Source organism: Ornithinibacillus bavariensis (assembly GCF_050433565.1).
Taxonomy (GTDB): domain Bacteria; phylum Bacillota; class Bacilli; order Bacillales; family Amphibacillaceae; genus Ornithinibacillus; species Ornithinibacillus bavariensis.
Genome location: NZ_JBNPWZ010000012.1, coordinates 33,523 through 60,513, shown reverse-complemented (window position 1 = coordinate 60,513; position 26,991 = coordinate 33,523). Strand labels below are relative to the sequence as shown.

Annotated in this window: 28 protein-coding genes; 20 read left to right on the top strand and 8 right to left on the bottom strand. The window is 37.3% G+C overall.

The genetic code is table 11. From position 1 onward, the window contains the following. Positions 1-28: 28 nt before the first annotated feature. The 13 genes from HNR27_RS15885 to HNR27_RS15825 all read left to right on the top strand — a co-directional run bounded on the left by HNR27_RS15885 (position 29) and on the right by HNR27_RS15825 (position 12,318). The gene (locus HNR27_RS15885; RefSeq protein ID WP_429340469.1) at positions 29-796 is read left to right on the top strand and encodes an IclR family transcriptional regulator; all 768 of its coding nucleotides are present in this window, start codon (positions 29-31) and stop codon (positions 794-796) included. Between the two features lies 1 nt (position 797). Continuing rightward, positions 798-1,121 (top strand): DUF3870 domain-containing protein, encoded by a 324-nt coding sequence (locus tag HNR27_RS15880; RefSeq protein ID WP_212921380.1) that lies wholly within the window; start codon positions 798-800, stop codon positions 1,119-1,121. Positions 1,122-1,302: 181 nt separating this feature from the next. Further along, complete coding sequence (gene dhaK / locus HNR27_RS15875) at positions 1,303-2,298, top strand: dihydroxyacetone kinase subunit DhaK (RefSeq protein WP_429340468.1); 996 nt, start codon at positions 1,303-1,305, stop codon at positions 2,296-2,298. Between the two features lie 15 nt (positions 2,299-2,313). Next, positions 2,314-2,934, top strand: a complete 621-nt coding sequence (gene dhaL, locus HNR27_RS15870; RefSeq protein WP_429340467.1) for a dihydroxyacetone kinase subunit DhaL — start codon at positions 2,314-2,316, stop codon at positions 2,932-2,934. Positions 2,935-2,936: 2 nt separating this feature from the next. Continuing rightward, complete coding sequence (gene dhaM, locus HNR27_RS15865) at positions 2,937-3,311, top strand: dihydroxyacetone kinase phosphoryl donor subunit DhaM (RefSeq protein WP_429340466.1); 375 nt, start codon at positions 2,937-2,939, stop codon at positions 3,309-3,311. A 409-nt stretch (positions 3,312-3,720) separates the two neighbouring features. After that, complete coding sequence (locus tag HNR27_RS15860; RefSeq protein WP_429340465.1) at positions 3,721-4,521, top strand: MIP/aquaporin family protein; 801 nt, start codon at positions 3,721-3,723, stop codon at positions 4,519-4,521. A gap of 45 nt (positions 4,522-4,566) precedes the next feature. After that, positions 4,567-6,057 carry a glycerol kinase GlpK gene (gene glpK, locus HNR27_RS15855; protein ID WP_429340464.1) on the top strand — a complete coding sequence of 497 codons (1,491 nt, stop codon included), beginning with the start codon at positions 4,567-4,569 and terminating at the stop codon, positions 6,055-6,057. A gap of 276 nt (positions 6,058-6,333) precedes the next feature. Beyond that, positions 6,334-7,992: a glycerol-3-phosphate dehydrogenase/oxidase gene (locus tag HNR27_RS15850; protein WP_429340463.1), complete on the top strand. Its 1,659-nt coding sequence runs from the start codon at positions 6,334-6,336 to the stop codon at positions 7,990-7,992. 357 nt (positions 7,993-8,349) lie between these two features. After that, positions 8,350-8,811, top strand: a complete 462-nt coding sequence (locus HNR27_RS15845; protein ID WP_429340462.1) for an NUDIX hydrolase — start codon at positions 8,350-8,352, stop codon at positions 8,809-8,811. A gap of 3 nt (positions 8,812-8,814) precedes the next feature. Continuing rightward, on the top strand, positions 8,815-9,654 hold the full coding sequence (locus HNR27_RS15840) for an alpha/beta fold hydrolase (protein ID WP_429340461.1): 840 nt from the start codon (positions 8,815-8,817) through the stop codon (positions 9,652-9,654). A 176-nt stretch (positions 9,655-9,830) separates the two neighbouring features. Next, complete coding sequence (locus HNR27_RS15835) at positions 9,831-10,646, top strand: ZIP family metal transporter (protein ID WP_212921371.1); 816 nt, start codon at positions 9,831-9,833, stop codon at positions 10,644-10,646. Positions 10,647-10,769: 123 nt separating this feature from the next. After that, complete coding sequence (locus HNR27_RS15830; RefSeq protein ID WP_429340460.1) at positions 10,770-11,294, top strand: RNA polymerase sigma factor; 525 nt, start codon at positions 10,770-10,772, stop codon at positions 11,292-11,294. Next, positions 11,281-12,318, top strand: coding sequence for a hypothetical protein (locus HNR27_RS15825; protein ID WP_429340459.1), 1,038 nt, complete (start codon positions 11,281-11,283; stop codon positions 12,316-12,318). The genes HNR27_RS15830 and HNR27_RS15825 overlap by 14 nt, the downstream gene beginning before the upstream one ends. A gap of 48 nt (positions 12,319-12,366) precedes the next feature. On the opposite strand, the gene HNR27_RS15820 is transcribed toward HNR27_RS15825, so the two are convergent. The 5 genes from HNR27_RS15820 to mreBH form a co-directional block, all read right to left on the bottom strand. Continuing rightward, a complete protein-coding gene (locus HNR27_RS15820) occupies positions 12,367-13,815 on the bottom strand; it encodes an NAD-dependent succinate-semialdehyde dehydrogenase (protein ID WP_429340458.1) in 1,449 nt (482 codons plus the stop codon). Positions 13,816-13,912: 97 nt separating this feature from the next. Then, on the bottom strand, positions 13,913-15,115 hold the full coding sequence (locus tag HNR27_RS15815; protein WP_429340457.1) for an acyl-CoA dehydrogenase family protein: 1,203 nt from the start codon (positions 15,113-15,115) through the stop codon (positions 13,913-13,915). Positions 15,116-15,130: 15 nt separating this feature from the next. Further along, positions 15,131-15,550, bottom strand: a complete 420-nt coding sequence (locus HNR27_RS15810; RefSeq protein ID WP_429340456.1) for a DUF1801 domain-containing protein — start codon at positions 15,548-15,550, stop codon at positions 15,131-15,133. Positions 15,551-15,555: 5 nt separating this feature from the next. Further along, on the bottom strand, positions 15,556-16,713 hold the full coding sequence (locus HNR27_RS15805) for a CaiB/BaiF CoA transferase family protein (RefSeq protein WP_429340455.1): 1,158 nt from the start codon (positions 16,711-16,713) through the stop codon (positions 15,556-15,558). Positions 16,714-17,178: 465 nt separating this feature from the next. Beyond that, positions 17,179-18,186 (bottom strand): rod-share determining protein MreBH, encoded by a 1,008-nt coding sequence (gene mreBH, locus HNR27_RS15800; protein WP_429340454.1) that lies wholly within the window; start codon positions 18,184-18,186, stop codon positions 17,179-17,181. A 398-nt stretch (positions 18,187-18,584) separates the two neighbouring features. On the opposite strand from mreBH, the gene HNR27_RS15795 reads away from it, so the two are divergent. The 3 genes from HNR27_RS15795 to HNR27_RS15785 all read left to right on the top strand — a co-directional run bounded on the left by HNR27_RS15795 (position 18,585) and on the right by HNR27_RS15785 (position 21,203). Further along, the gene (locus HNR27_RS15795) at positions 18,585-19,358 is read left to right on the top strand and encodes a lysophospholipid acyltransferase family protein (protein ID WP_429340453.1); all 774 of its coding nucleotides are present in this window, start codon (positions 18,585-18,587) and stop codon (positions 19,356-19,358) included. A gap of 155 nt (positions 19,359-19,513) precedes the next feature. Next, positions 19,514-20,509: a glutaminase gene (locus HNR27_RS15790; RefSeq protein WP_212921362.1), complete on the top strand. Its 996-nt coding sequence runs from the start codon at positions 19,514-19,516 to the stop codon at positions 20,507-20,509. Positions 20,510-20,534: 25 nt separating this feature from the next. Continuing rightward, on the top strand, positions 20,535-21,203 hold the full coding sequence (locus HNR27_RS15785) for an SOS response-associated peptidase (RefSeq protein ID WP_212921361.1): 669 nt from the start codon (positions 20,535-20,537) through the stop codon (positions 21,201-21,203). Between the two features lie 111 nt (positions 21,204-21,314). Here the strand turns inward: HNR27_RS15785 and HNR27_RS15780 are convergent, their stop codons facing one another. Beyond that, on the bottom strand, positions 21,315-22,799 hold the full coding sequence (locus tag HNR27_RS15780) for a sodium:solute symporter family protein (protein WP_429340452.1): 1,485 nt from the start codon (positions 22,797-22,799) through the stop codon (positions 21,315-21,317). A 1-nt stretch (position 22,800) separates the two neighbouring features. Further along, positions 22,801-22,989, bottom strand: a complete 189-nt coding sequence (locus HNR27_RS15775) for a hypothetical protein (protein ID WP_212921359.1) — start codon at positions 22,987-22,989, stop codon at positions 22,801-22,803. Positions 22,990-23,194: 205 nt separating this feature from the next. Here HNR27_RS15775 and HNR27_RS15770 point away from each other — a divergent pair, with 205 nt between their 5' ends. Further along, positions 23,195-23,737: a transcription repressor NadR gene (locus HNR27_RS15770; RefSeq protein ID WP_212921358.1), complete on the top strand. Its 543-nt coding sequence runs from the start codon at positions 23,195-23,197 to the stop codon at positions 23,735-23,737. A gap of 96 nt (positions 23,738-23,833) precedes the next feature. Here the strand turns inward: HNR27_RS15770 and HNR27_RS15765 are convergent, their stop codons facing one another. Then, entirely contained in the window at positions 23,834-25,189 is a 1,356-nt protein-coding gene (locus tag HNR27_RS15765) for an alanine/glycine:cation symporter family protein (protein ID WP_212921578.1), read from the bottom strand. A gap of 170 nt (positions 25,190-25,359) precedes the next feature. Between HNR27_RS15765 and HNR27_RS15760 the strand changes: the two genes are divergently transcribed. From HNR27_RS15760 to HNR27_RS15750, 3 genes are read left to right on the top strand one after another with little or no spacing between them, the layout of a single operon-like run. Continuing rightward, positions 25,360-25,830 (top strand): low molecular weight protein-tyrosine-phosphatase, encoded by a 471-nt coding sequence (locus tag HNR27_RS15760; protein WP_212921357.1) that lies wholly within the window; start codon positions 25,360-25,362, stop codon positions 25,828-25,830. Between the two features lie 21 nt (positions 25,831-25,851). Beyond that, positions 25,852-26,142 carry a YtxH domain-containing protein gene (locus HNR27_RS15755; RefSeq protein WP_429340451.1) on the top strand — a complete coding sequence of 97 codons (291 nt, stop codon included), beginning with the start codon at positions 25,852-25,854 and terminating at the stop codon, positions 26,140-26,142. 21 nt (positions 26,143-26,163) lie between these two features. Next, positions 26,164-26,973: a YihY/virulence factor BrkB family protein gene (locus HNR27_RS15750; RefSeq protein WP_429340450.1), complete on the top strand. Its 810-nt coding sequence runs from the start codon at positions 26,164-26,166 to the stop codon at positions 26,971-26,973. Positions 26,974-26,991: the final 18 nt, after the last annotated feature.

Below are 26,991 nucleotides of genomic sequence, written 5' to 3'. Positions count from 1 at the left end.
TTCTAGTTGCACAGCAAGGAGAATCAAAATGAATCAGAGTGTAAAAAAGGCACTTCATTTATTAAATCTATTTGATGAAAATAATTATGAATTATCCTTAAAGGAAATTTCTGAAAGGGCTAATCTTCCAAAACCAACAGCTTATCGATTACTAACCACATTAGAATCGATGAACTATGTTTACAAAGAAAAAGAAAGTGAGCATGATACCCGCTATCGGTTAGGATTAAAGCTATTGGAATTAGGCCAACTAGTTTCTGATCGGCTAGAGGTTAGAAGGATTGCCTATTCCTATATGGAAGAATTAGCAAGTTCCATACAGGAAGCTGTTCACCTTGTTGTAGTAAATCACGATGAAGCAACATATGTTGAGAAGGTTGAAAGTAATAAAGCAATCCGTCTATATACAAGAATAGGTAAGAATGCACCATTATATATGGGTTCCGGTCCGAAATTACTGTTGGCTTATTTACCTAAGGATAAGCAAGAAGAGATATTACATGACGCAGAATTAGAAGGGAAAATTAACAGTGAAAGATTTAAAAAAGAGTTAGTAGAGATTCAAAAAAAGGGTTATTCCTACAGTGTTGGAGAACAGGATGAGAATACTACAGGTATTTCTTATCCGATATTTGACTACCGTAATCATGTAATTGCTGCTTTAACAGTTAGTGGGTTGTCGACATATTTTGAAGGAGAAAATTTAACCAACATAAAAATGAAAACAAAAGAAACTGCCGAAAATATCTCAAGAGAGCTTGGATTTCGTGGATTCGTGCAAGGGGTGGTGGAATAATTTGAATACCGTTTTCATTGCAGGTCATGCGAGATTGCCATCTGGAATGGCAGCACAAAATATGTATGAAACCCTTACTATTACAGCAGAAATTGATCGAAAGTACGGTGTCATTGTAGCAGCAAGCTGTACATTGGCAACTGAACATGGACGTGATTTTGTTCAGCAATTATTAAGGGGCTATAGTTTGCAGGATGGAATTGATTCGCCTGTAGATGCAGTCAAGTTACATTATATGGGAAAAGCTGGGAACGCGATTGTGTCTGCTTTAAAGGATTTACATAAGCAGTATATAATCAATTTAGAAAAAATGAATAAGATTTAATTAGATTTTGTACGAAATCCTAACCAAGACGCATCGTATTTTACGATGCGTTTTGGTTAGGATAGATAGTGTCAATTTCTAGAATTAATAAAATCGATGCACTAAAATAGAGATAAGCGGTAGGGTTATTTTTCAATTGAATGTTGGTGTGAACATTCAATAATCCTGAGGAGGAATAATAATGAAAAAGATTATTAATGACCCTAATTTTGTAGTAAAGGATATGTTAGAAGGATTTGTAGCTGCATATCCTAATGATGTGAAATTATTGCCTAATACCACGGTAGTTGTTCGTGAAGATGCACCAGTTTCCAATAAGGTTGGTTTAGTTAGTGGCGGTGGCAGTGGTCATGAGCCTGCACATGCTGGTTATGTCGGCAAAGGTATGCTAGATGCAGCTGTCGCTGGAGAGGTATTTACTTCCCCTACCCCTGATCAAGTTTTAGAGGCTATTAAAGCAGTTGATAGTGGAGAAGGTGTGTTACTCATCATCAAAAACTATACTGGTGACGTGATGAACTTCGAGATGGCTGCTGAATTGGCTGAAGCGGAAGGAATTAATGTACAGCAGGTTGTTGTTAATGATGATGTCGCTGTTGAGGATAGCTCCTTTACAACAGGACGCCGAGGAATTGCTGGTACAGTATTCGTTCATAAAATTGTTGGAGCAAAAGCTACGCAAGGTGCCTCATTGGAGGAAGTAAAAGCGGTAGCTGAAAAAGTGGTCGCCAATGTTCGTTCCATTGGTATGGCACTAACTCCATGTATAGTACCGGCAGCAGGGAAGCCTAGCTTTGAACTAAAAGATAATGAAATGGAAGTTGGAATCGGAATTCATGGAGAACCAGGAATAAAGCGAACAGAAGTTACAACAGCACATGACATTGCTACAGAACTAATGGAGAAAGTTCTTGATGATATGAATTTAAAAAGTGGTGACGAGGTTGCTGTTATGATCAATGGATTAGGTGCTACTCCCGAAATGGAACTCTATATTGTAAATAAGGAAGTAAATAATATTCTTACTGAAAAAGGAATTAAGATATATGATACATTTGTCGGAGAGTATATGACATCTCTGGAAATGGCAGGTTGTTCCGTAACGTTATTAAAAGTAGACGAAGAGTTAAAATCCCTTTTAGATGCTGAATCAAAAGCTCCAGCATTTCGCCGATAGAGAGGAGTAGTTTGAATGGAACTGCAAGTCAATCATGTTATCACCTGGATGGAAAAATCCAACGAAAAAATACAGACAAATAAAGATTTTTTATCCGCGTTGGACAGAGCAATTGGGGATGGGGATCATGGTATCAATATGGCACGTGGGTTTAATGAAGTAGTGACAAAAATTAAGGCAACTGATTATTCTACAGTGTCTGACGTTTTAAAGGATGTGTCTATGACCCTATTATCAAAAGTTGGTGGTGCATCTGGACCATTATATGGTACAGCATTCTTAAAGATGTCTACATCGCTTAAAGGTAGAGAGAAGATAGATTATTCTCTATTTGTTAATGCGGTATCCGAAGCGCTAAATGGAATTAAGATGCGTGGAAAAGCTAGCACAGGGGAAAAAACACTTGTAGATGTTTGGGAGCCAATTGTTGAGCAATTACAAAAGGATAGTGATTTTGAAGCGGTCACTATCGAAACAACTGCAAAAAATGCTATGGAAGCCACGAAAGCAATAGAAGCTAAAAAAGGACGTGCTGCATATTTAGGTGAGCGCTCGGTAGGCCATCTAGATCCAGGATCAGTTTCTTCCTATTACATTTTTTCTGCACTTTCAGATGTAATAAAGGAAGGTGTATAACAATGTCACATGTAGGAATTGTATTAATTTCACATAGTTCTAAAGTGGCTAAGGGAATTAAAGATATTATTAATCAAATGGTTCCAAATGTAGTAGTAGAGCCAGCTGGTGGCACTGAAGATCATGGAATAGGTACCAGTGTAGAGAAGATCTTGCAAGCAATTGAAAATGCTTATAGTGAAAAAGGTGTCCTTTTATTTTACGATATTGGAAGTGCAATGATGAATGCAGAATTAGCTATTGAATTGTCAGAGCACGAAAACATTGAAATTGCAAATGCTCCTATCCTAGAGGGTGCGTTTGTTGCATCAGTTGAATCAGGGATGGGAAAAACGCTTGAGGAAGTAAAAGAAGCAGCTGAAAAAGCTGTTAAATAAGACTTAGATTTAGCATATTTATTTGAATCCCTTCAAAGAGAAAGATTACTTTGAAGGGATTCTTTTATCATTTGATGGAAAATTATCCATAAGTGGGAATAAACGGGGGTATCTGGCTTTAATAGGTCCGAGCAAAATGTTCTATATGTCTTAGGAAGCGGAGCTAAAGCAGTAAGCACCTCCAATTTAAAACGTTGGAAACTAAAATTATTAAAAAATAATTCGTTGACAACGGTTTCATGGAGGAGTAGAATAACAGTACAAGTTAATTCATGTGACGGAGACATCGAGCCCACACTTATTCGTATATTCTGTTATGGAGTATACAAACTAAGTGTGGGCTTTTTGTATTGTCAACATGTATACAACTTGTTGAATACGTTTCCAATTATAGAATGGGGGATTTTACATGTCAGAATTTGTAGCAGAACTTATTGGTACCATGATCCTTATCATTTTCGGTGGTGGAGTGGTTGCTACTAATATTTTAAATAAGTCAAAAGGCGAAGGTGGCGGCTGGGTACTAGTCACATTAGGCTGGGGTCTAGCTGTAACAATGGGGGTATATGCCGCTGGTAGTATTTCTGGTGCGCATCTAAACCCTGCTGTAACATTAGCTTTTGCATCGATTGGAGATTTTCCATGGTCTAAAGTACCAATGTTTATTTCTGGTCAAATGATAGGAGCATTCATTGGTGCCGCAGTAGTCTATTTTGCATTTTTACCACATTGGAAAGAAACGAAAGATCCAGGGCTTAAACTAGCTGTGTTCTCTACAGATCCAGCAGTAAGTAGTCCACTATCAAATCTTGTAACTGAAATGATTGGTACGTTTGTTCTAGTCTTTGGATTGTTATTTATCGGAATCAATGAGTTTACTGAAGGGTTAAACCCTGCTATTGTAGGTCTATTAATTGTAGCAATTGGTATGTCCTTAGGTGGTCCTACTGGATATGCGATTAATCCAGCTCGTGATTTAGGGCCAAGAATTGCACACGCTTTACTTCCTATCCCTGGAAAGGGAAGCTCGAATTGGGGATATGCTTGGATTCCAGTAATTGGCCCAATATTGGGTGGTATTTATGGAGGGTTCTTCTATAAAGCAATATTTGACGGCGTATATTCTGCAGGATTTTGGATGTTTAGTGCTGTTGTTGCTATTATTTTAGTAGCAGCTGCATCAATAGAAATTAAAAAAGCACATAATTAATGAAAGAGTTTTTAGAAATGGTGAAATAATAAGGAGGAGACTGTTTTGAGTAATTATATTTTATCCTTAGACCAAGGAACAACTAGTTCACGTGCAATATTATTTAATCGTGAAGGAGAGATTATTGAAACCGCACAAAAGGAATTTGAACAATTCTTTCCAAAGCCAGGCTGGGTAGAACATGACGCAAATGAAATTTGGACTTCTGTCCTATCTTGTATTGCTGATGTTTTTAGAAAGGCAGATATAACACCTGACCAAGTTGCTGGTATCGGAATAACGAACCAAAGGGAAACAACAGTTGTTTGGGATAGAAATACTGGAAAACCCATTTATAGAGCAATAGTATGGCAATCTCGTCAAACAGAAGGAATCGTTCAAGAGCTAAGAGAAAAAGGATATAATGATTTATTCAAAGAAAAAACAGGATTGCTTCTAGATCCTTATTTCTCTGGTACAAAGGTGAAATGGATATTAGATAATGTCGAAGGTGCTAGAGAAAAAGCGGATAATGGAGAGCTTCAGTTTGGTACTATTGATAGCTGGTTAGTTTACAAATTATCTGGAGGAAAAGTCCATGTAACGGATTATTCGAATGCATCTCGTACCCTAATGTTTAATATTTATGATTTAAAATGGGATGATGAGCTGCTCGAAATATTAACCGTACCAAAGAGCATGTTACCAGAGGTTAGACAGTCATCAGAAGTATATGGAAACACAGTTGATTATCATTTCTTCGGTGAAGAAGTACCTATTGCAGGTATAGCTGGTGATCAACAAGCAGCATTATTTGGGCAAGCTTGCTTTGATAAAGGAATGGTAAAGAACACCTATGGAACTGGTGGATTTCTGTTAATGAACACTGGAGAAGAAGGTGTGAAATCCCAGAATGGTCTCTTAACAACAATTGCTTGGGGTGTTGATGGAAAGGTAGAATACGCCTTAGAAGGAAGCATCTTCGTTTCTGGATCCGCAATTCAATGGCTACGTGATGGCTTGAAATTAATTGATAATGCACCAGAAAGTGAAGACTATGCTACTAGAGTAGACTCAACCGATGGAGTGTATGTTGTTCCAGCCTTTGTTGGTTTAGGTACTCCATACTGGGATAGTGAAGCACGTGGGGCTGTATTCGGACTAACTCGTGGAACAACAAAAGAGCATTTTATTCGGGCTACTCTTGAGTCTCTAGCTTATCAGTCCAAAGACCTTGTAGATGTAATGGTTGCAGATTCAGGTATCGATGTTAAGTCACTTCGAGTAGATGGTGGTGCCGTTAAAAATAACTTCTTAATGCAATTCCAAAGTGATATATTAGGTGTTCAGGTTGACCGTCCTGTAATCAATGAGACAACTGCTCTAGGTGCAGCATATTTAGCTGGTCTAGCTGTTGGTTATTGGAAGGACAAAAATGAAATTGCAAAACAATGGAATATTGATCGTACTTTCACACCTAATCTAACCGAAGAAAAACGAGACAATCTATATAATGGATGGAAAAAAGCTGTCGCAGCAACCAGAGCATTTAAATAACGGATGTCATTACGATTAATGCTTAGATGTTGAGATGATATCAAATTCTCCCACCACACCATAGGGAGTATCCTACCGCATAAGATATCACAAAAATGTCAATCATAAAGTAGTGGTTAAACGTTTCAATAAAGGCATGTTAAGCTTGGACAGATTTCCTTGAGAGACCACAGTGCTCTATAGTATAGGGTAATTTGTGGTCTCTCTATTTATTTTCGACGAATTATTTACCTATCCAATAGTGAACCGATTGGTTATTAAAAAGGAGTGAATAATATGTTTTCAAGCTTAGAACGAGATGATTTAAAGACTAAAATTAGTAATGAATCCCTTGATTTACTTATCATTGGTGGAGGAATTACTGGTGCTGGTATTGCACTGGATGCTGTAACAAGAGGTATGAAGGTAGCGTTAGTAGAGATGCAAGATTTTGCTGCAGGTACTTCTAGTAGGTCGACAAAGCTTGTTCATGGAGGTCTTCGGTATTTAAAACAATTTGAAATTGGTGTCGTTTCAGAGACTGGTAAGGAACGAGCAATTGTTTATGAAAACGGCCCACATGTGACTACTCCAGAATGGATGATGCTTCCATTCTATAAAGGAGGTACATTTGGTCCGTTTACCACAAATATAGGTTTACGAGTGTACGATTTTCTTGCAGGTGTTAAGAAGAGCGAAAGAAGAAAGATGCTTACACCAGACGAAGCGATGAGACGAGAACCGCTGTTGAATTTTAAAAATCTTAAAGGTGCAGGATATTATGTCGAGTATAAAACAGATGATGCACGTTTAACTATCGAGGTCATGAAAAAGGCAGTTGAAAAAGGTGCACATGCAATAAACTATATGAAAGTTACGAATTTAATTTATGAGAATAAAAAGGTAACAGGTGTGGAAGTAGAAGATCAAATAGATGGTTCCACTCAAAAGATTTACGCGAAGAAGATTGTTAATGCTGCTGGACCGTGGGTGGATACGTTACGGGAAATCGATCATTCAAAAAAAGGTAAGACACTACAGCTTACAAAAGGGATTCATCTTGTATTTGATGGGAAACGATTCCCATTAAGACAAGCGATATATTTTGATACTCCTGATGGACGAATGGTATTTGCTATTCCACGAGAGGGAAAAACCTATGTAGGTACTACCGATACTGTCTATAAAGGAGAGATTGCACACCCAACAATGACTGTAGAGGATAGAGATTACGTCTTAAAGGCAATTGACTATATGTTTCCTAACGTTAAAATTAAGTCAGAAGATGTAGAATCAAGTTGGGCTGGTTTACGACCATTAATTCACGAAGAAGGTAAGAACCCTTCAGAAATATCTAGAAGAGATGAGATTTTTATATCTGATTCAGGTTTTATTTCTATTGCTGGTGGAAAGTTAACGGGATATCGAAAAATGGCCGAGAGTATTGTTGATTTAGTTGGAAAACAACTTCAGCAAGAAGAAGGAAGAGCATTTCCAGGAACACAAACGAAGGAATTACGTATTTCTGGAGGTGATGTAGGCGGTTCTACAGGTTTTGAAAGGTTCGTAAATCAAAAGGTATCTAAAGGTATACAGCTTGGAATCGATGAAAACCTTGCTAAAGGTCTAGTTAAAAGATATGGTTCAAACGTTGATATCATTTTTGACATATACCAGCGTGAAAAAGAAAATGTCCAATCTGAAAATATGAGCCCAGTAGTAGTTGCTATGCTTCGTTACGGAATTGAGTATGAATTAGTATATAAACCAGTCGACTTCTTCATCAGACGTACTGGAGCATTGTTTTTTAATATAAATTGGGTGAAAGAACATAAGGAACAAGTAATTTCTTATTTGGCAAAAGTATTCAACTGGTCGAATGAACAAGTTCAAGAATACACCAAGGAACTAGACCAGCTATTGTTTGAGGCAATACATCCAGTTGATTCGAAATAGTCAAAGCAAAATATTGAGATACACGACGCATAGTAATTGCTACTATGCGTTTTTATTTTATAGAGATTTTGGAATTTTTGTTATAATAATTGATAGATAATCTAAAAGGTGGTAACAGTCATGAAAATAAATGATTCCATTAATTCATTTCCAACGATGCCTTCTTTACATCGACGAAAGGAATATTACTCAAAATCATTGTAAAAATCAGGTGAAAGACTAAACAAAATAAGAGATAAATTGGAGTAAGATAAAAAAGTTACGAAAAATAACCATTCAAATTGAAGAAGTTGTTAACCATATTACAATCTAACAATTGTAACTTCCAATTACTGTGAACTTAAAAGGGGAATCTAAATGGGATACATAAAGGATTTAAGAAAGATCGTAGGTTCACGCCCAATTATCATGGTAGGTGCCTGTGTGTTGCTAATTGACAATCGAAATAGAATATTACTTCAACTGCGAAAGGACAATCATTGCTGGGGATTAGCTGGAGGTTCCATGGAGCTGGGTGAATCACTGGAAGAAGTGGCAAGAAGAGAGTTAAGAGAAGAAACGGGATTAACAGCAAAGGACTTAGAACTCATTAACATATACTCAGGGGAAGCGTTCTACTATAAATACCCCCATGGTGATGAGGTATACAATGTTGTAGCTGCATATTTGTGTATTGATTATAAAGGCGAGCTTGTTAAGGATGAAAATGAAGTGGACGATTTACGGTTTTTTCGTTTTGACGACCTTCCTAAAAACATAAGTCCACCAGATATACCAATTATTAATGATTACATACAAGAACTATCAAAGGGGGAGTAACAAATGTGGGAGAAAAGATTAATAGAGACAGATAGAGGGACTTTTGAGTTATTTGAAAAAGGGGAAGGAGAGCCACTTGCTGTTACACATCATTATAGTGCCTTCAATGAGCGTGGGAATACCTTTGCCAATCCCTTCACCAAGTATTATAAAGTGTATTTAATTAACCTGAAGGGTGCTGGTAACTCTTCAGAAGCAAGTGATGAAAGTGAATACAGTATGGATGCTGCTGTGCTAGACCTAGAAGCGATTAGAGAAGCCCTTAGTATTTCCAAATGGGGCTTCGCGGGACATTCTGCAGGTGGTATGCTCGCTTTAAAGTATGCGATTAATCGTCCTTCCAGATTGACGAAAATAGTTGCTGGAGGGGCGGCAGCAAGCTATAAATACGGACAAGATCCAGACTCGATTTATTGTAGTAAAAATCCTAATTTTAAGCGTATCGTAGAAATAATGGATAAACTTAATAACCCCAATACTCCTCTTGAGGTTCGTAGAAAATTAGGATATGAATGGGATTTAATGTCCTTTTATTCTGAGGAGAAAATGTTAGCGGCATACAAGAAACCAAATAGTGGCAGGACTGTTGGACCACGGCTTGACTACTTCAGAAAAGTAGAATACCCTACTTTTGATATTCGTGAAGAAATTAAACAGATCCAAATTCCAAGCTTTATTTATACGGGTAAATATGACGCACAATGCCCAATGAAATTCGGAATTGAAATTGCCGAATCAATCGTAAATTCTTCATTAACCATATTTGAAGAAAGTAATCACAATCCATTCTCTGAGGAAGAAGAGAGGTTTGACGAATTTGTGAGGAAAACACTTTCATCATGAAATAAAATCTAAGGAACTTTTAGTAGCTTGTGAGCATGAAATTGTTTTTTTGTATGAAACTAGTATTGATGTTCTAATTTATTATAATTGACTATTTTATGGTCTGGGATTAAAATGTTTACTAAAGGAAACATTTTAATCATAATACAGGTTACTTACTAAGGAGTTCTTTTAATATGGTAGAGTTTTTTGAACAGTTTAGCCCAATAACGCAAGCATTATTTGCAACACTTTTTACTTGGGGAATGACAGCACTTGGGGCTGCAGTAGTATTTGCGACAAAGAATTTAAATCAACGTCTCCTGGACAGTATGCTTGGGTTTGCTGGTGGGGTTATGATAGCAGCAAGCTACTGGTCATTGCTTGCTCCTTCCATCGAAATGTCAAAGGATAATGCGATTGCGGCATGGTTTCCAGCTGCTTTTGGATTTTTATTAGGTGGTGTATTTTTATGGGGAATCGATAAAATTCTTCCTCATCTTCATCCAAATACACCAATTGGAAAGGCGGAGGGACGGCGTCATTTCGAAAGAAAAAGGAGTACGCTTTTGGTATTGGCTATCACATTGCATAATATTCCAGAGGGTCTAGCGGTAGGTATAGCATTTGGGGCTTTAGCAAATGGTGGAACCGAGGCATCATTGGCAGGTGCAATAACATTGGCCATTGGAATTGGTATACAGAACTTCCCAGAGGGTGTCGCTGTATCTATGCCATTACGAGGTGAGGGAATGTCTCGAGGAAAGAGCTTCCTTTATGGACAATTTTCGGGAATGGTAGAACCAATAGCAGCAGTAATCGGTGCATTTGCAGTAGCCTTTATTGAGCCGTTATTGCCTTATGCTTTAAGCTTTGCTGCTGGCGCGATGATATTTGTTGTCGCTGAAGAAGTTATTCCGAGCTCGCAGGAAAAAGGAAATAAGGACCTGGCTTCGATGAGTTTAATGATTGGCTTTGTTTTAATGATGATTTTGGATGTGGCATTTGGTTAGTCAGGATATAAAAATAGAAGAAATAAACGCTATAATCGGCGTTTATTTTTTTATATGTAACTTTTTAAATTTAGATTCGTTGATTAAGTGAAGGCACTAAATTAATGGAGAGGAAATGAGGTTATGGACCAACATGTCGGGAAACAGCGTATAAGCGATTGGTACCTAGCTTATAGTAATGATATTTATAATTATATATATTTTTTAGTCAGTGACCATGAGCTAGCAAAGGATATCTTACAGGATACCTTTCTTCGTGCATACAGAAATATTAATTCGTTCAAGGGCGACAATGTCAGAGGCTGGCTTTTTCGAATTGCTAGAAATGTGACTATTGATGATATCAGGAAGAAGAAGCCAATTGCATCTTTATTGGATTCATTTTCCTTATTGAATGCAAATGAACCAAGTCCAGAGGAAATGGCCATTTTAAATGAGACGGAAAAAGAACTATACTTATCACTTAGTAAACTGAAATTATCTTATCGGGATGTTATCGTACTTAGAAAGATTAAGGAATTTTCGATAAGTGAAACAGCTGAAATTCTAGGCTGGACGGAAAAAAAGGTAAAGGTTACTTTATTTCGAGCAATTAAAGCACTGCGAAAAGAACTGGGAAAGGAGAATTTTAGTCATGAGACCATATGATGAAATGAATCAAGGGTTAAAAGGATTGAACAATAGAATAAAGCTTTCTAACCATGAGCAACAGGAAATTCTCACTAAAATCAATCGAAAAATGGAAGAACCATTCCCCCAAAAAACAGCCTTTCAATGGAAGCATTATATCGCAACTGCTGTTGTTTTAGGATTAATCATTATCATCGCTTTACCACTATTGAATTATAGCAACCTCAACCTAGCAGGAAACAATCAAACAGAACCGGCACCTGAAGTAACTGGTGATGCTCCCATTGCAAATGAAGAAGAGGATGAAATTACGATTCGTATCGAGAATCAAACTGGTTTTAATATAAGTCACATATATTTAAAAATCTATCAGGACGGGAGAATGGTGCGGTCACAAGGTGCGGCAAATGCTGATAGTTCTGAAATAAAACGAGGTGATACATTCAATTTTAGTTTTTATGATTCTGAACTTGGGGAAGGGCTATTTGAAGTTGAATTAGAATTGTCCAACGGAAGTACAACAACATATTCTACTTCAAGGGTATTATTAAACGTTACAGAACAAAGGGGCTATAGCCTACAAATAAGGGGTGATTCTATCATGAACTCTTATTTAGTAAACCCAACGTTTAAGGAAAGTAATGATCAAATAAAGCATATGGAAGAATTTAAGAAAAAACTAAATATTTTACTATCAGAAAATGAAGTGAAAACCTTGTTCGGTAGCGAATTTATTACTGGGAAATCAACTAATGATGGAACGAAGTTTTGGCGATATGATTTTGGAACAATTGGAGGGTATGCCTATGATGACCAAGGATTCCAGAATGGTGCAGATATTCATGGCATGGAAAATGGCATCATTCAAGCCCAATTATTCGTAGAATGGAATGAAAATAAAAAAGTAGAAAGCTACACCTTGTTATACCTTGATAAGAAGGGAGAAGAAATTCATTACTACCATGTAAAACCAGATGGAAGCACTAATGGAGGGCTTGTCTGTAGCTTTGAAGAAGAATATGGATGGAATTGTCCTAATTAAGAGAAAAAATCGGTACTAGCAAAAAGCTAATACCGATTTTTTCTATGCTTAGTCAATTGCAATCGAGACCAATTTTCTCTCTAAAAATTCATCCATTCCGTGATGACCACCTTCTTTACCACCACTACCAGACTGTTTAATTCCACCAAATGGTGCCTCTGGAACGGAAGGGAAGACATCATTTACACCAACCATACCATAGTCTAGTTTTTCCGCAACTCGTAATGTCCGGGCAGTGTTCTCTGTAAAAATATAAGCAGCTAAACCATAATCTGTATTGTTTGCTTTTTGAATTACTTCGTCTTCATCAGTAAATGTTTGGATTGGGAATAACGGTCCAAATGTTTCTTGATTCATTACAATCATATCATCTGTTGCGTTTTTAACAATGGTAGGAGGGCAGAAGTAACCTTTTAATTCACCTTCCCATTTGTTTCCACCAGACACAATTTCGGCCCCTTTTTCAAGTGCATCGAGAAGATGGGCCTCAACCTTTTCACGTGCCTGTTCACTAATTAGCGGGCCTAGTTCAACCCCTTCATCCATGCCATTTCCAACCTTCATTTTTTCCAGCTTTTCTTTTAATAGAGCCGTAAATTTATCAGCAATGGATTCATGTACATAAAGGCGGTTAGCACAAATACAGGTTTGCCCATTGTTACGAAATTTACTTGCTAAAGATAGGGAAGTTGCTTTTTCCAGATCGGCATCTTCAAAGGCAATGATTGGTGCGTGACCACCAAGCTCCAGCGATACTTTTTTTACCTGGTCAGCGGCTTCACGCATTAAGTATTTTCCGACAGCAGTCGAACCAGTAAATGTAATAAGTTTCACTTCTTTATTCGTTAGCATTTCTTTTCCAATTTCCTGTGCATCCCCTGTTACAAGATTCACGACTCCAGGAGGCATGCCGGCTTCTTCAAATATTTTAACGATTTCAATTGCAGATAACGGTGTTTCAGGTGAAGGCTTTAATACAGCCGTACACCCTGCTGCTAGAGCGGGACCTAACTTACGAGTAATCATGGATGAGGGAAAGTTCCATGGTGTAATGGCGCCTACAACACCAATGGGTTTTGGTATAACTAACATGCGTTTTGATTTAACGGAAGAAGGGATCCATTCACCATATCCACGAGAAGCCTCCTCTGCATACCAAAGTAAAAAGCCAGCCGCACCTTTTACCTCACCAATAGCTTCATTAAGAGGTTTACCCTGCTCAGAAGTAAGGATTTCTCCTAGTCGTTTTGCATCTTTACGCATCAGCTCAGCAGCTTTATATAGAATGCGAGAACGCTGTCTTCCGGTCATTTCGCTCCATTGTGGAAAGGCATTAGCAGCAGCTTCAATTGCTTCTCTTGTTTCCTCCTGTCCTCCATAAGCAACCGCTGTTATTGGTTCTAATGTAGCAGGATTATACACAGTTTGTGTTTTTTCCTCATCTACCTCACGCCAAACCCCATTAATATAAATACTTTTTGTTAATGTGGAAATCATATTTTCATCCTCCCTAAAGAGTATTTTATTTCTATAAATAAGCATATCGCACCCGTATCGTTCTATCAATTTACAGGTGCGATAATTACAGGTAACTTTACACTAATTCTTTATCTGGGTTCCAGGCTGGTAATGTTTTATTTAATGGTTTATCTTTACGGTAACCAAGGACATACTCTGCCTGCATAATGGTATGAATTTCTCTAGTTCCTTCATAAATAACCGGTGCTTTAGAATTACGAAGATAGCGCTCAACCGGATATTCGTCGGAATAACCGTATGCACCATGAATTTGCATTGCATCATCTGCTGCTTGATTAGCAAAATCACATGCTTGCCACTTTGCTAGAGAGGTTTCTCTTGTATTCCGTTTTCCTTCGTTTTTCAGTTCGCCAGCACGATAGACAAGGAGTCGACTCATCTGTAGACCTGCTTCCATCTTTGCAATCATTTGCTGTACTAACTGATGCTTACCGATTGGTTTTCCAAATGTTTCACGTTCATGGCAGTATTTCACACTTGATTCAAGGCAAGCCATTATTTGCCCAACTGCACCAGCCGCAACGGTGAATCTACCATTGTCAAGAGCTGACATGGCAATCTTAAAGCCTTCACCTTCTTCCCCTAGTAAGTTTTCAGTAGGTACTTTTACATTATCGAAGAAAAGCTCCCCAGTATTCCCAGAACGAATACCATGCTTCCCCTTAATTGCTTTAGAGGAGAACCCCTCCCAGGTTCTTTCCACAATGAATGCAGAAATACCGTGATGCTTTTTCGATTTATCTGTATAAGCAAAAACTAGGAAGTGATCAGCAACATCACAAAGTGAAATCCATGTTTTTTGCCCATTTAAAATATAATAATCCCCATCTCGCACTGCAGTCGATTGAAGAGAAGCTACATCAGAACCAGCTCCCGGCTCAGTTAAACCGAAGGCGCCGATTTTTTCTCCTTTTGCTTGAGGTGTCAGATACTTTTGTTTTTGTTCTTCTGTTCCCCATTGTAATAGAGTCATAGAATTTAATCCGGTATGAACCGAAACAGCAGTTCGAAATGCTGTATCCCCACGTTCAAGCTCTTCACACACAATCGCTAAAGAGTTATAATCCATTCCACTTCCACCATATTCTTCAGGAATGCAAACTCCCATAAATCCTAAGTCTGCAAGTTTGTTATAAATAGTTGGGTCAAATTGACCTTGGCGATCCCATTCTGCGATATATGGCATAATCTCTTTATCTACGAAACTTCTTACCGTTTGACGTAACAAGTTTTGTTCTTCTGAAAAGTTAAAATTCATTTGTATCACTCCTATTTAATTTGGATAACTTTCTGTTGCATCAATCCATTTATTAATAATTTCTTTCAAATAAATTTCTTTCGATATCACATCATTCATGTCAGTAAATTTCAATATTGCTCTATCCGAACTGGCCCATTCTAATAAACCGCCTTCATCGTTAATGAGGGGTTGCCTATTTGGGACTTCCTTTACTTTTGCCCCACAATGAAATATTAATCGAAAAAATCCTTTTCCACGAAGATTGAATGTTATCTTATCATCACCATTCACACAGAAGCTTGGTGCGTTCCATTTTATTTTTTCGGTGATTCTGTTGTTCGTTGCTAAAATTATTTTTCTTACTGCAATAATTTCCTCTTTAAAAGGATGTTCCAGATTGTTCATAAATTCAACCACTTGTTCAGAATCAGTCAATTTATTATTTGGAGCCATTTTATTCACTTCTCCCTATTCACTTTAAGAGAATCTAATAGTTCAACATTATGCTCTCCAGGGTTTGGGGGATGATGTCTTAATGTAACTGGAGTTCGAGATAGTTTTAACGGACTTCCAATCATCTTTATAACGCCAGCAGTTGGGTGTTCCATTTCCCAAAACATTTCCCGTGCGTGTAATTGAGGGTCATCCGTAACGTCTTGTAAATTTTGAATTGGTCCACATGGAATATTGTGTTCATGGCATCTGTCTAGCCAGTAGCTAGTTGGTTTTGTCAGTAAAACTTTTTGGATTAGTGGAACAATCGTATCCCGATTTTCTACACGCTTTGGATTTGTCTTAAAACGCTCATCTTCACTATATTGTTCTTTTCCTAGAATCGTACAAAAAGCTTTGAATTGATTGTCATTTCCAATTGCAATCACCATATGTCCATCCATTGTTTCAAAGGTTTGGTAGGGAACAATATTGGCATGCTGATTACCAAGTCGAGATGGGACTTTTTGAGCCATTAAATAATTACTTCCAATATTGACTAATGCGCTCACAGCAGAGTCATATAGAGAAATATCCAGTTTTTGACCTCGTCCTGACTTTTCTCGTTCAAGCAATGCTGCTTGGATACCGATTGCTGCATACATTCCAGTCAAAATATCTGTAATTGCGACCCCTACCTTTTGGGGACCGGAATGTTCATCACCAGTAATACTCATTAGCCCACTCATGGCTTGAATGATAAAATCATAGCCAGGTAACTCTTTATACGGGCCAGTTTCACCAAAGCCAGTAATGGAGCAGTACACGATACCAGGGTTTAGTTTTTCTAATGATTCGTAATCAATTCCAAAACGCTCCATGGTTCCCGTTTTAAAATTATGAATAATGACGTCAGACTCCTGAATTAAGCTCTTAATTGTATCAATTCCCTCTGTGGACTTTAAGTTAAGTGTGATATTTTTCTTATTACGATTAGCACACAAATAATAGGCACTTATACCATTCTGAAAAGGTGGCCCCCAGAATCGTGTCTCATCACTTCCACCGGGTGCTTCTACTTTTACCACTTCAGCACCTAGATCACCTAGGATCATCGTGCAGTAAGGTCCTGCAAGAACACGGGATAAGTCAAGTACTCTTATTTTACTTAAAGCTCCCGTCACGACTTCACTCCTTTCTAATTTTTCCATGTGATGTTACATTTTAACAAACAAAAAAAGCCAATCTCAAAATGAACACAGCAAGGAAGCTGTATCATGATGAACTGGCTTTAGGCTTGTTGAAACAGGTCAGGAGATGAACTGTGAACAAGCTAGGCAGTTATTTTGATACTAATAGAATTGTATAAACAGTCATGTCACATTGATTTGTAAGCGTTTTACACGACTCGTTAGTTTCAGTTTAATGTATTCTGAAAAATTTGTAAATAGTGTTAGAGGAATTTTTTCAATTTAAAGGAAGACTAGCTTTCGTTTTCGTCGTCATTCAAAATTGTAATCATAAATTAAATGTTGGGGATTACAATACTGATATTAAAAAACAACACCAAGCTACGGAAATATAGTGGGAAAATTGTATAATAAAATTTTAGTAATCATAAAAAAATAAAACAGGAGAGAACTCCCGTTTTATTTTGCAGCTTTCTCGAGCTTTGCTATCATTTTAATTGCTTTACCTGTACCAATTGCAACTGATTCAAGTGGGGTTGGTGCAATATGAACTGGAACGGATAGCTCGGTTGCAAGCCATTCTTGCATACCCTTTAATAAGGAACCTCCACCAGTAATAACAATTCCACGATCAACAATATCACCGCTTAGTTCTGGTGGGCAATTTTCAAGCGTAACATGAATAGCCTGTAGTATTTGCTCTAAGGACTCTTTAATAGCTTGGTATACTTCTTTTGATGAAATGGTTACGGTTTTTGGTAAACCTGTTACCATATCGCGACCACGTACATCAACAAACTCTTCTTTATGATTTGGATGTGCATAACCAATTTCAATTTTTACATTTTCTGCAGTACGTTCACCAATTAAAATATTATATTTTTTACGGATGTATTGAATAATTTCGTCGTCCATCTTGTCTCCACCAACACGAACCGAGCTTGAGGAAACTACTCCACCTAGAGAAATTATCCCAATCTCTGCGGTACCTCCGCCGATATCAACAATAACGTTAGCGATTGGTTCATCCACTGGCAAATCAGCACCAATAGCTGCTGCTACTGGTTCTTCAATCAAATGAACCTGTTTTGCACCATAGCTTGTCACGGCATTATGGATTGCTCTTCGTTCAACAGTTGTGCTTCCAGATGGTGTGCATACAACTACATTTGGTTTACGCATTGACATGCCTAGTGTTTTACTTACCTTTTTAAGAAAAGCCTTTAGCATTTGTGCAGTAATATCATAATCGGCAATAACACCGTCTTTTAATGGTCGGATAGGGACAATGTTTCTTGGGGTCTTACCTATCATCTCTTTCGCATCAGCACCGACAGCAACTACCTGTTTTGTGTTTATGTCTATGGCTACGACAGATGGCTCGTTTAAAATAATTCCTTTGTTTTTGGAATAAATAAGTATATTAGCAGTTCCAAGATCAATTCCAATTTCTGCATTTGAAAACATAATAAAATCCTCCAGTGATGACGAATAATGTTTGTGTATTATAACTTTCTTATTCGACAATAAATTTATGGGTGTTATAAGGTCAGATAAATTTATTATCTGCAATATATTTAACATTATTAGCAATTATTGGCTTTCTAATGTTTTATATAAAAATAGCTACTATACTAAAATAAGATATTCTGGAGACAAACTCAAGTTTCAATTGCTTTACATTTTTTTCCGATTGTAATAGAAGAGGAAAAATATGGTGAAAAATATGTCTAAGAATAAAAGGGATTTTCTTTCTCAGCTTTATTTGGGGAATTTAATTACAGTTCCTTGGGCAAACTTTTAGTTCACTCAAAACTTTTAACATTGCTAGGTTCTTAGTATAATGAACAATGGAGGGGACAGCGATGTTATTTACGTTTTGGATTTATACATATGCCATTATATTAGTTATTGGAAGTCTATTCAATTTAAAACAAGCGAAGCGATTCATTCAACAACCTAGCACAGATGAAACTCTTAGAAAAATTTTTGAGACACCGATGCGTGTTTCTCAAAAGGTAATTCAGAAAACAGGCACAAATGTTCATGTTACAGGAAGAGAAAATATTCCTGATGGGCCAGTTCTATATGTAGCAAACCATCAAGGGTTATTTGATATATTAGCCATTTTAGGACATCTTGGAAGACCGGTTGGATTCATTGCTAAAAAAGAGATAAAAAAACTACCAATTATTAGTACCTGGATGGAGCTGCTTCAGTGTGTGTTTATTGACCGATCTGATCGGCGTCAATCAATGAACGCTATTAATCAAGGGATTGAAAATTTGAAAAATGGTCATTCCATTGTTATTTTTCCTGAAGGTACCCGAAGTAGAGGGACGAAGCTTAATGAATTTAAACCAGGTAGTTTACGTCTAGCAACTAAAGCTAAAGTGCCGATTGTGCCTGTTACAATAAATGGAACTTATAAAATGCTAGAGGAAGAGAATGGACGTGTAAAGGGTACAACCATCTACATGACTATTCATAAACCGATTTTACCAGAACAATTTATATCATTAAAAAGTGCTGAATTAGCTGCAAAGCTTCAAGGAATTGTTCAATCCGCATTACCACTGAACGATGTGCTTAGTAATGAGGATGCCTCTAATGAGGATATTGTAATTCACACACACTAGTTTTATCTATTCTAAGAGCAGTGAGGCTTATAGTTCCAGCCCGCTGTTTTTTTGTAACGGAAAATGTTAGTTAATTTAGTTGATATATAGAGAATTACGATACATACTACTGTTAGCAGATGATTTTTGTCGAATAGTTTTTTGAGGTGAAATAGATGGTTCAGGGTACTGTGAATTGGAGCACAAAGGCAGACAAAGACTGGTTGCAAGGATATGTAGATGATTGGGTTGATTTTTATCGAAAGCATACAAAAGAGGGACAAGTAGCATCCTATATTCCAATTTTGGCAAAAGCAAATCCAAACCATCTTGGAATTTCTATTCATGGAAAGAATGGCATGATTGTTAAATCAGGTGATACGGATATTCCGTTTACAATCCAAAGCATTTCTAAAGTAATTAGTTTTATGGTGGCCTGTATGGAAAAGGGGATTGGTTATGTTCTTGACCGGGTTGACGTTGAACCGACCGGGGAGGCATTTAATTCTATCATGCACTTGGAAATGAAAAGCATTGATAAACCGTTAAATCCTTTTGTGAATGCAGGTGCATTAACCGTTACATCAATGTTAAATGGTAAGACGGCAATGGAAAAACTAGAACCGATTTTAAAGCTATTGGAAAAAATGATTGGCTATCGCCCTACTATAAATCAGGCTGTATTTGAATCAGAGGAGGAGTCTTCGGCTAGAAATAGGGCAATTGGTTATTATTTAGTGGAGACAGGATTTTTGGAGTCTAATCTTGAATTAACATTAGAGACTTATTTTAAGCAATGCTCCATTGAAATAACGGTTGATGACTTAGCAAGGATTGGTTTAATACTTGCCAATGATGGAAGGGATCCCTTTGGTGAGGGAGAAATCATTCCACGACAAATAGCTCGAATTGTAAAAGCCTTAATGCTAACCTGTGGTATGTATGATGCATCAGGAAAATTTGCTACCTATGTTGGAATCCCTGCAAAAAGTGGGGTCTCTGGTGGAATCATGGCGGTAGCACCACCAAGGGTAAGAGAAAGATACCTTCCTTTTATAGAAGGTTGTGGAATTGGAGTTTATGGACCGGCATTAGAAGATAGAGGGAACAGTATAGCAGGTATAAAGCTATTGAAGCATATTGCCTCTCAGTGGGATTTAAGTGTTTTCTAATAGCTATGTTGAAGGAGGTATTTTCATGTGTGGGAGGTACACGCTTTTAGCAGATGAGCTAGAAATTTTAGAGGAGTATGGAATTCAACAAGAGATTGATGATTATCAGCCTAGCTTTAATATTGCTCCAGGTCAAAAAGTGTTAGCTATTATTAACGATGGAAAAGCGAAGCGAGCAGGATATTTACGCTGGGGGCTTGTTCCTTCATTCGCAACAGATGACAGGATTGGCTATAAAATGATTAATGCCAGAAGTGAATCTGCACATCAAAAGCCTAGCTTTAAAAATCTTATGAAGCGTAAGCGTTGTTTAATAGTAGCTGATAGCTTTTATGAATGGCAACGAATAGGGGATACGAAACAACCTAAGCGCATCCACTTAACGGACCGAAAGCTTTTTACTTTTGCAGGTTTGTGGGATAGGTGGAGCCATGATGGAAAGGACTTGTTTACTTGCACGATATTAACACGTGAAGCAAATCCTTTTATGAAGGAGATACATCATCGAATGCCAATTATCCTTCCGAAGAATAAGGAGGATGAATGGATTGCACCAGAAGTGATGGAACCTAATAAAGCACATGAATTTCTCTTTAACCTAGAACCAGAAAAATTTGCAGCTTATAATGTTTCAAACTATGTTAATACTGCTAAGAACAATGATGAAGCTTGTATTGCGCCTTTAGCGAATTAGTTTTCTAATATATAGCGACAAATTCTGATTCTACTTCGGTATATAATCTAATAAAGAGCCTGTGAGATATACTTACAGGCTCTTTTGGCGTATTTATATTATTAATATTTTTCATCCATTTTTGTTCGTGCTAACTTTTCGATGATAATTTTTCATTATAGAAATAAATTCCTCTGCTTTTTCCTTTGGAGCCTTGGTGAAGAGACTAACCCCTACAAATAAGAGTGTTGATACGAGAAGCCCCCAAATCCCTGATCCAAGTCCGAATGGTTTAGTGCCAGTCGCTTCCAAGAACAATACTAAGAACGCACTGACTAATACACTTGAAAGGACAGCAGGTGCAGTACCTCTTTTCCAGAAAAAAGCTCCTATTGTTGCAGGAACGGCGACAATTAATCCAGAGGAAGCTGCTACGGATAATACAGCTATCAAATTTAATTCTAATTCGGCAAAGGCATATGCCAGGATAGCAATTACTGGAATGACTATCTTTCCTACCTTTAATTGTTTGCTATCATCTGGTCGACTTTTCATATTTCCATATACGTCCCGAGCAAACATGGAAGATAAGGTTAACATAATAGAGTCAATGGTTGATACAGCTGCTGCTAGGATACCTACCATAACGATAACACCTAATAGTGGTGGGACGACACTAGAAGATAATAAGCTAGGCGTTGCTAGGTCTGCATTGTCTAAATCAGGATAAAGCTGTAAAGCTGAGAATCCCCATAAAACGGAAACTAACGTATAAATGAGTCCAAATATTAGAAACCCAATTAGCATCTGACGTAACCCCTTAAAGGAGTTTGGCATAAACATCCGTTGGCTAACCTGTGGATTTGATATGCTAAAGAAGAACCATGGTATGGTTAAGCTAAGAAATGTAATGAAGCTAAAGTAGCCATTTCCTGGAACCGATAGAGACTCAGGCTTTGTAGCTTGAATATTCGCAAAGAATTGAGTAAACCCTCCTAATGAATGAACAATTAGAATGACTACTAGTGTTGAGGTAATAATCATAAATATTGCCTGTAATGAATCAGTCCAAACAACAGAGCGGATACCAGCAGTATAGGAAAAGAACAATGCTAAGATAACAGCAATAATAACTCCAACAGTAAATGGAATAGAATTATTGGTCATTCCTTGGAGTAGGTAGCCGACTCCTGCAAGCTGAACTGCACTATACGGAATTAAAAACAAGCAGCTAACGAGTGCAATTACAGCCGCAACAGCCTTGCTCTTATAACGATCTCCAACCATTTCTGAAGGTGTAACATAGCCATTTTTCTTTCCTATTAACCAAAATCTTGGCCCGAAGATCAAAATGAGTGAAACCCCTGTAAAATAAACAATTTCAAAGCCTAATGCCCCTACACCCCCTTGATAGGTTAGCCCTGCAAGTCCTACCATCATAAATGCACTATAGGTTGTAGCACTATAGCTAAGTGCGGACAGAATTCCGTTCATTTTACGATTTCCTATAAAATAGCCCGACATCCCAGGTAGATTCCCTTTTCTTGATAAAATCGCAATCAGAGAAGCAACAATGGTATAAATAACAATTCCCCAAATAACAAGACTAGTATTCAAGCTAATCCCTCCAGCCTCTAGTGATAAATAAATTCGCTATGATGATAATAATGCCTGTTATAGTCCAGTATAGGAAGCTACCATTCCAGGCGTGTACTTTGGAAAGAATAGTGTATGGTACGATATAGGCTAATAGGATGGTGAAACTAATAACTATTCCCCAAAACCAATTTGATTTTCTTTTCTCCATTTCTTATCTCCTCCACAAGTTGTAAACCCCATACTAATACAAAATAATGTTTACATATGTCTTTACACATATATTTACACAAATAGCTCTAATTTGCAATTGATTTTTTTATCTCCTCAAATGCTTTGTCTAAGAAAGTTAGCTATAATAGAAATAACATTTAGCACTATTCCTGATAAAATTTTGATGTGGAGGTTAATAGAGAATGAGTGGGGAAACGAATAAGATTTTAGGGGAAAATAGGCGGAAACTAATACTATCGTGGTTAAAGGAAGAAAGTGAGCCCCTAACTGGAAAGGAGATATCAGAGCGAACCAATGTAAGTCGTCAGGTCATTGTTCAGGATATTTCTCTATTAAAAGCAACAGGTGAGCCAATTATAGCGACTGCCAGAGGATATATTTACTTGCGGGAAAATAATTATGAACAGCATGCTTCTAGAGTAATAGTAGTAAAGCACACAGCCGAACAGACAGCAGAGGAGCTGTATATATTAGTTGATCATGGAGTTGTAATACGAAATGTCATGGTAGAACATCCTATTTATGGCGATATCACAGGATCATTGATGCTGAAAAATAGAAAAGATGTTAATACTTTTCTTGATGAACTGAATAACACAGGTGCATCGCTTCTTTCCCAGCTTACAGAAGGTGTACACTTACATACCATTGAAGCGGAGAATGAATTAATTCTTGATGAGGCATGTGAGGCTTTAAGAATAGCAGGGATATTACTTGAGGATTAGTTAAAGTGAGAATTTATTAGTGTACTTTGAAACTTAAAAGGCATCCGCCAACAAGCAGGTTGACGAATGCTTTTCTAAATTCTTCCTTTATATTTATTACGTATTACTTATTCGTTCTTGCTCTTTTTCCTTTTTGGCAACCTCTAGGAATTTCTTGGTTTCGTATACGACCACACCCGTTAATCCTAGAATTCCGATTAAGTTAGGCACTGCCATTAATGCGTTCATGACATCAGAGATTCCCCAGACTAAGTCAAGTGTTTCGATAGAACCATAGAGAACAGCTAGAACGAAGAGTACACGATATATTGGAACTACTTTATCGTTATTAAATAGATAAGCAAAGCATTTTTCTCCATAATAAGACCAGCCGACAATCGTTGAGAAAGCGAATAACACGATACCAATTGTAACGATATGTGCTCCAGTTTCTCCTAGGAAAAGTTCAAAGGAAGCCATGGTTAATGGGCCACCCTCAAGGCCGCTATCAGCTAAGCCAGCCATAACAATGGTTATTCCTGTGATAGAACACACAATAATAGTATCGATAAATACTTGTGTCATGGATACTAAGGCCTGTCTGCCAGGGTAGTCCGTTTTTGCAGCTGCTGCCGCTATTGGTGCTGAGCCTAAACCTGCTTCATTTGAGAAAACTCCACGTGCAACTCCATAACGGATAACAGTACCGAGAATTCCACCACCTACAGCACTAGCGGAAAAGGCATCTGTAAATATAAGAGCAATAGCATCTGGAACAATTGAAAGATTCATGAAGATAATGATAAGACCACCGATGACATAAAATAATGCCATTATTGGTACAAAGAATGCTGTCACCTTTCCGATACTTTTAATTCCACCAATGATAACTAAGCCAGCTAATATAGTGAGAGCAATTCCAGTTGCCCATGTTGGAATATTAAATGAGCTCTCCAAAGCATCGGATACGGAGTTGGATTGGACCATATTTCCAATACCAAATGCTGCGACAGCACCAAATAGAGCAAATAATATTCCTAACCATTTGGCATTTAACCCTCTTTCTAAGTAATACATCGGACCACCAGACATTTCACCCTTACTATTTTCTACTCGGTATTTGACAGCAAGTATAGCCTCAGCATACTTTGTTGCCATACCGAATAATGCAGTAATCCACATCCAAAAAACTGCTCCTGGCCCCCCTAGTACAACAGCCGTTGCAACTCCAACAATATTTCCTGTACCGATTGTTGCCGCCATTGCAGTAGTAAGTGCTTGATAGTGACTAATATCTCCTTTTGACTTTTTATCCTGACGTTTAGGGCTAAAAGCGAGTCGTAGTGCATATGGAAGGGTGCGAATTTGTAGAAATCCTAGACGTAGAGTTAAATAGATACCTGTCCCTACAATCAGAATCAACATTGGTGGTCCCCATACAAAATTACTAATATTATTTATTACAGCCTGCATCATTTATCCCTCCCTTTTTAATAATTCTTTTATCTATATCATATGTATAAAAGATTTCTTAGAAAATGACTTGTTTGACAGATAAAGACAATAGATTCTATTTTTCATACTTTTCATTTAAACAATGGTAATTATAGGATTATAATAGGAGTTGAAAGGTGGAATAATAGATGATTCATGTATTATTTGTTTGTCTAGGAAATATTTGCCGTTCGCCAATGGCAGAGGCGATATTTCGTGACCTTGTAAATAGGAATAATTTATCCAATGCAATTAAAGTAGATTCTGGTGGAATTGGGAACTGGCATGTTGGAGAACCACCTCATGAGGGAACAAGAAAAATTTTAGATAAATATCATATAAACTATGCTGGCTTGAAAGCGAGACAGGTGTCAAAACAGGATTGGGATGATTTTGATTATATTATTGCGATGGATGACCAAAATATAAAAGACCTATATCAAATTAATTCGGACGATGGTCATGTCAGGATAGCAAAATTGATGGAATTCGTACCAGAAGCGAAGGAAGAAAATATTCCAGATCCTTATTATACGGGAGATTTTGACTATACTTATGAGTTAGTTTCAAAAGGATGTGGGCATTTACTTTCGTATATTCGGGACAACCATAACATCTAATAAAAAGGAGCGAACGAACAGATGGGAAAGAGAAGATTAATCACTAGTATGGTTATTGGTGCAGCAGTGGGTGGAGTTGTAGCGCTATGTGACTGGGAGACTAGAAATTATTCAAAGCATAAATTAAGAATAATTAGAGATAAGTCATCTAACTTTATTCATAATCCAACACAAGGGATTCGTAATGCAAGAATTGCGGTAGAAGAATTTAGTGAAAGCTTCAGTTACCAAGCGCAAAATGCTATGAATGCACTTGAACAAGTTGAAAACTCATTAGAAAAATTGTCAAAACCAAAAAGAATAGAGGGATAATGTTAGTTGGGAGGGGATGGCTTGCAAAAGGCAAAAGCTTTCTTAAAAAAGCTAATTGGGCGAATATACGAGGAACAAGCATTTGGATTATCTGCACAGTTAGCTTATTTTTTTCTATTATCTCTTTTCCCCTTACTAGTTGTATTGGTGACATTGCTTGGGTATCTTCCTATAAATACTGATATCTTGACCTTAATGCTATCATCAGTGGCTCCACGAGATTCGATGCAATTGATTGAGGAAAACGTCCAGCAATTGGTTGAGCAACAAAATGGTCATCTGTTGTCGATAGGAATAATTGGTACATTATGGGTAGCTTCAAATGGGATTAATGCAATTATGAGGGTATTAAATAGTGCTTACGAGGTTGAAGAGAATCGTTCATTTATTTTTTCTAGGTTTATAGCAGTAGTATTTACGATTGCAATGGTTGGTATATTGTTTCTTGCTATTTTGCTTCCTGTCCTAGGAAAAATGATCGGGATTTATTTATTCTCGTTTTTTGGTTTATCCGACGACTTTGTAACAGTGTGGGAAATGCTCAGATGGGTATTTACATCAATTGTGTTTTTTATCGTATTTCTTTTTCTATATCGCTTTGCCCCAAATGCGAAAGTACGTTTTAAAGATGTATTTTGGGGTTCGCTTTTTTCTACCATAGCATGGCAATTAACTTCCTATGTTTTCTCCTATTATGTAGCCAATCTAGCGCATTATTCAACCATGTATGGTAGTTTAGGGGCAGTAATATCGTTGATGATATGGTTTTATATATCAGCATTTATTGTAATTGTTGGTGGAATTATAAACGCAACACTTATCAAAATGTAATAAAGCTCCTAGGGGATA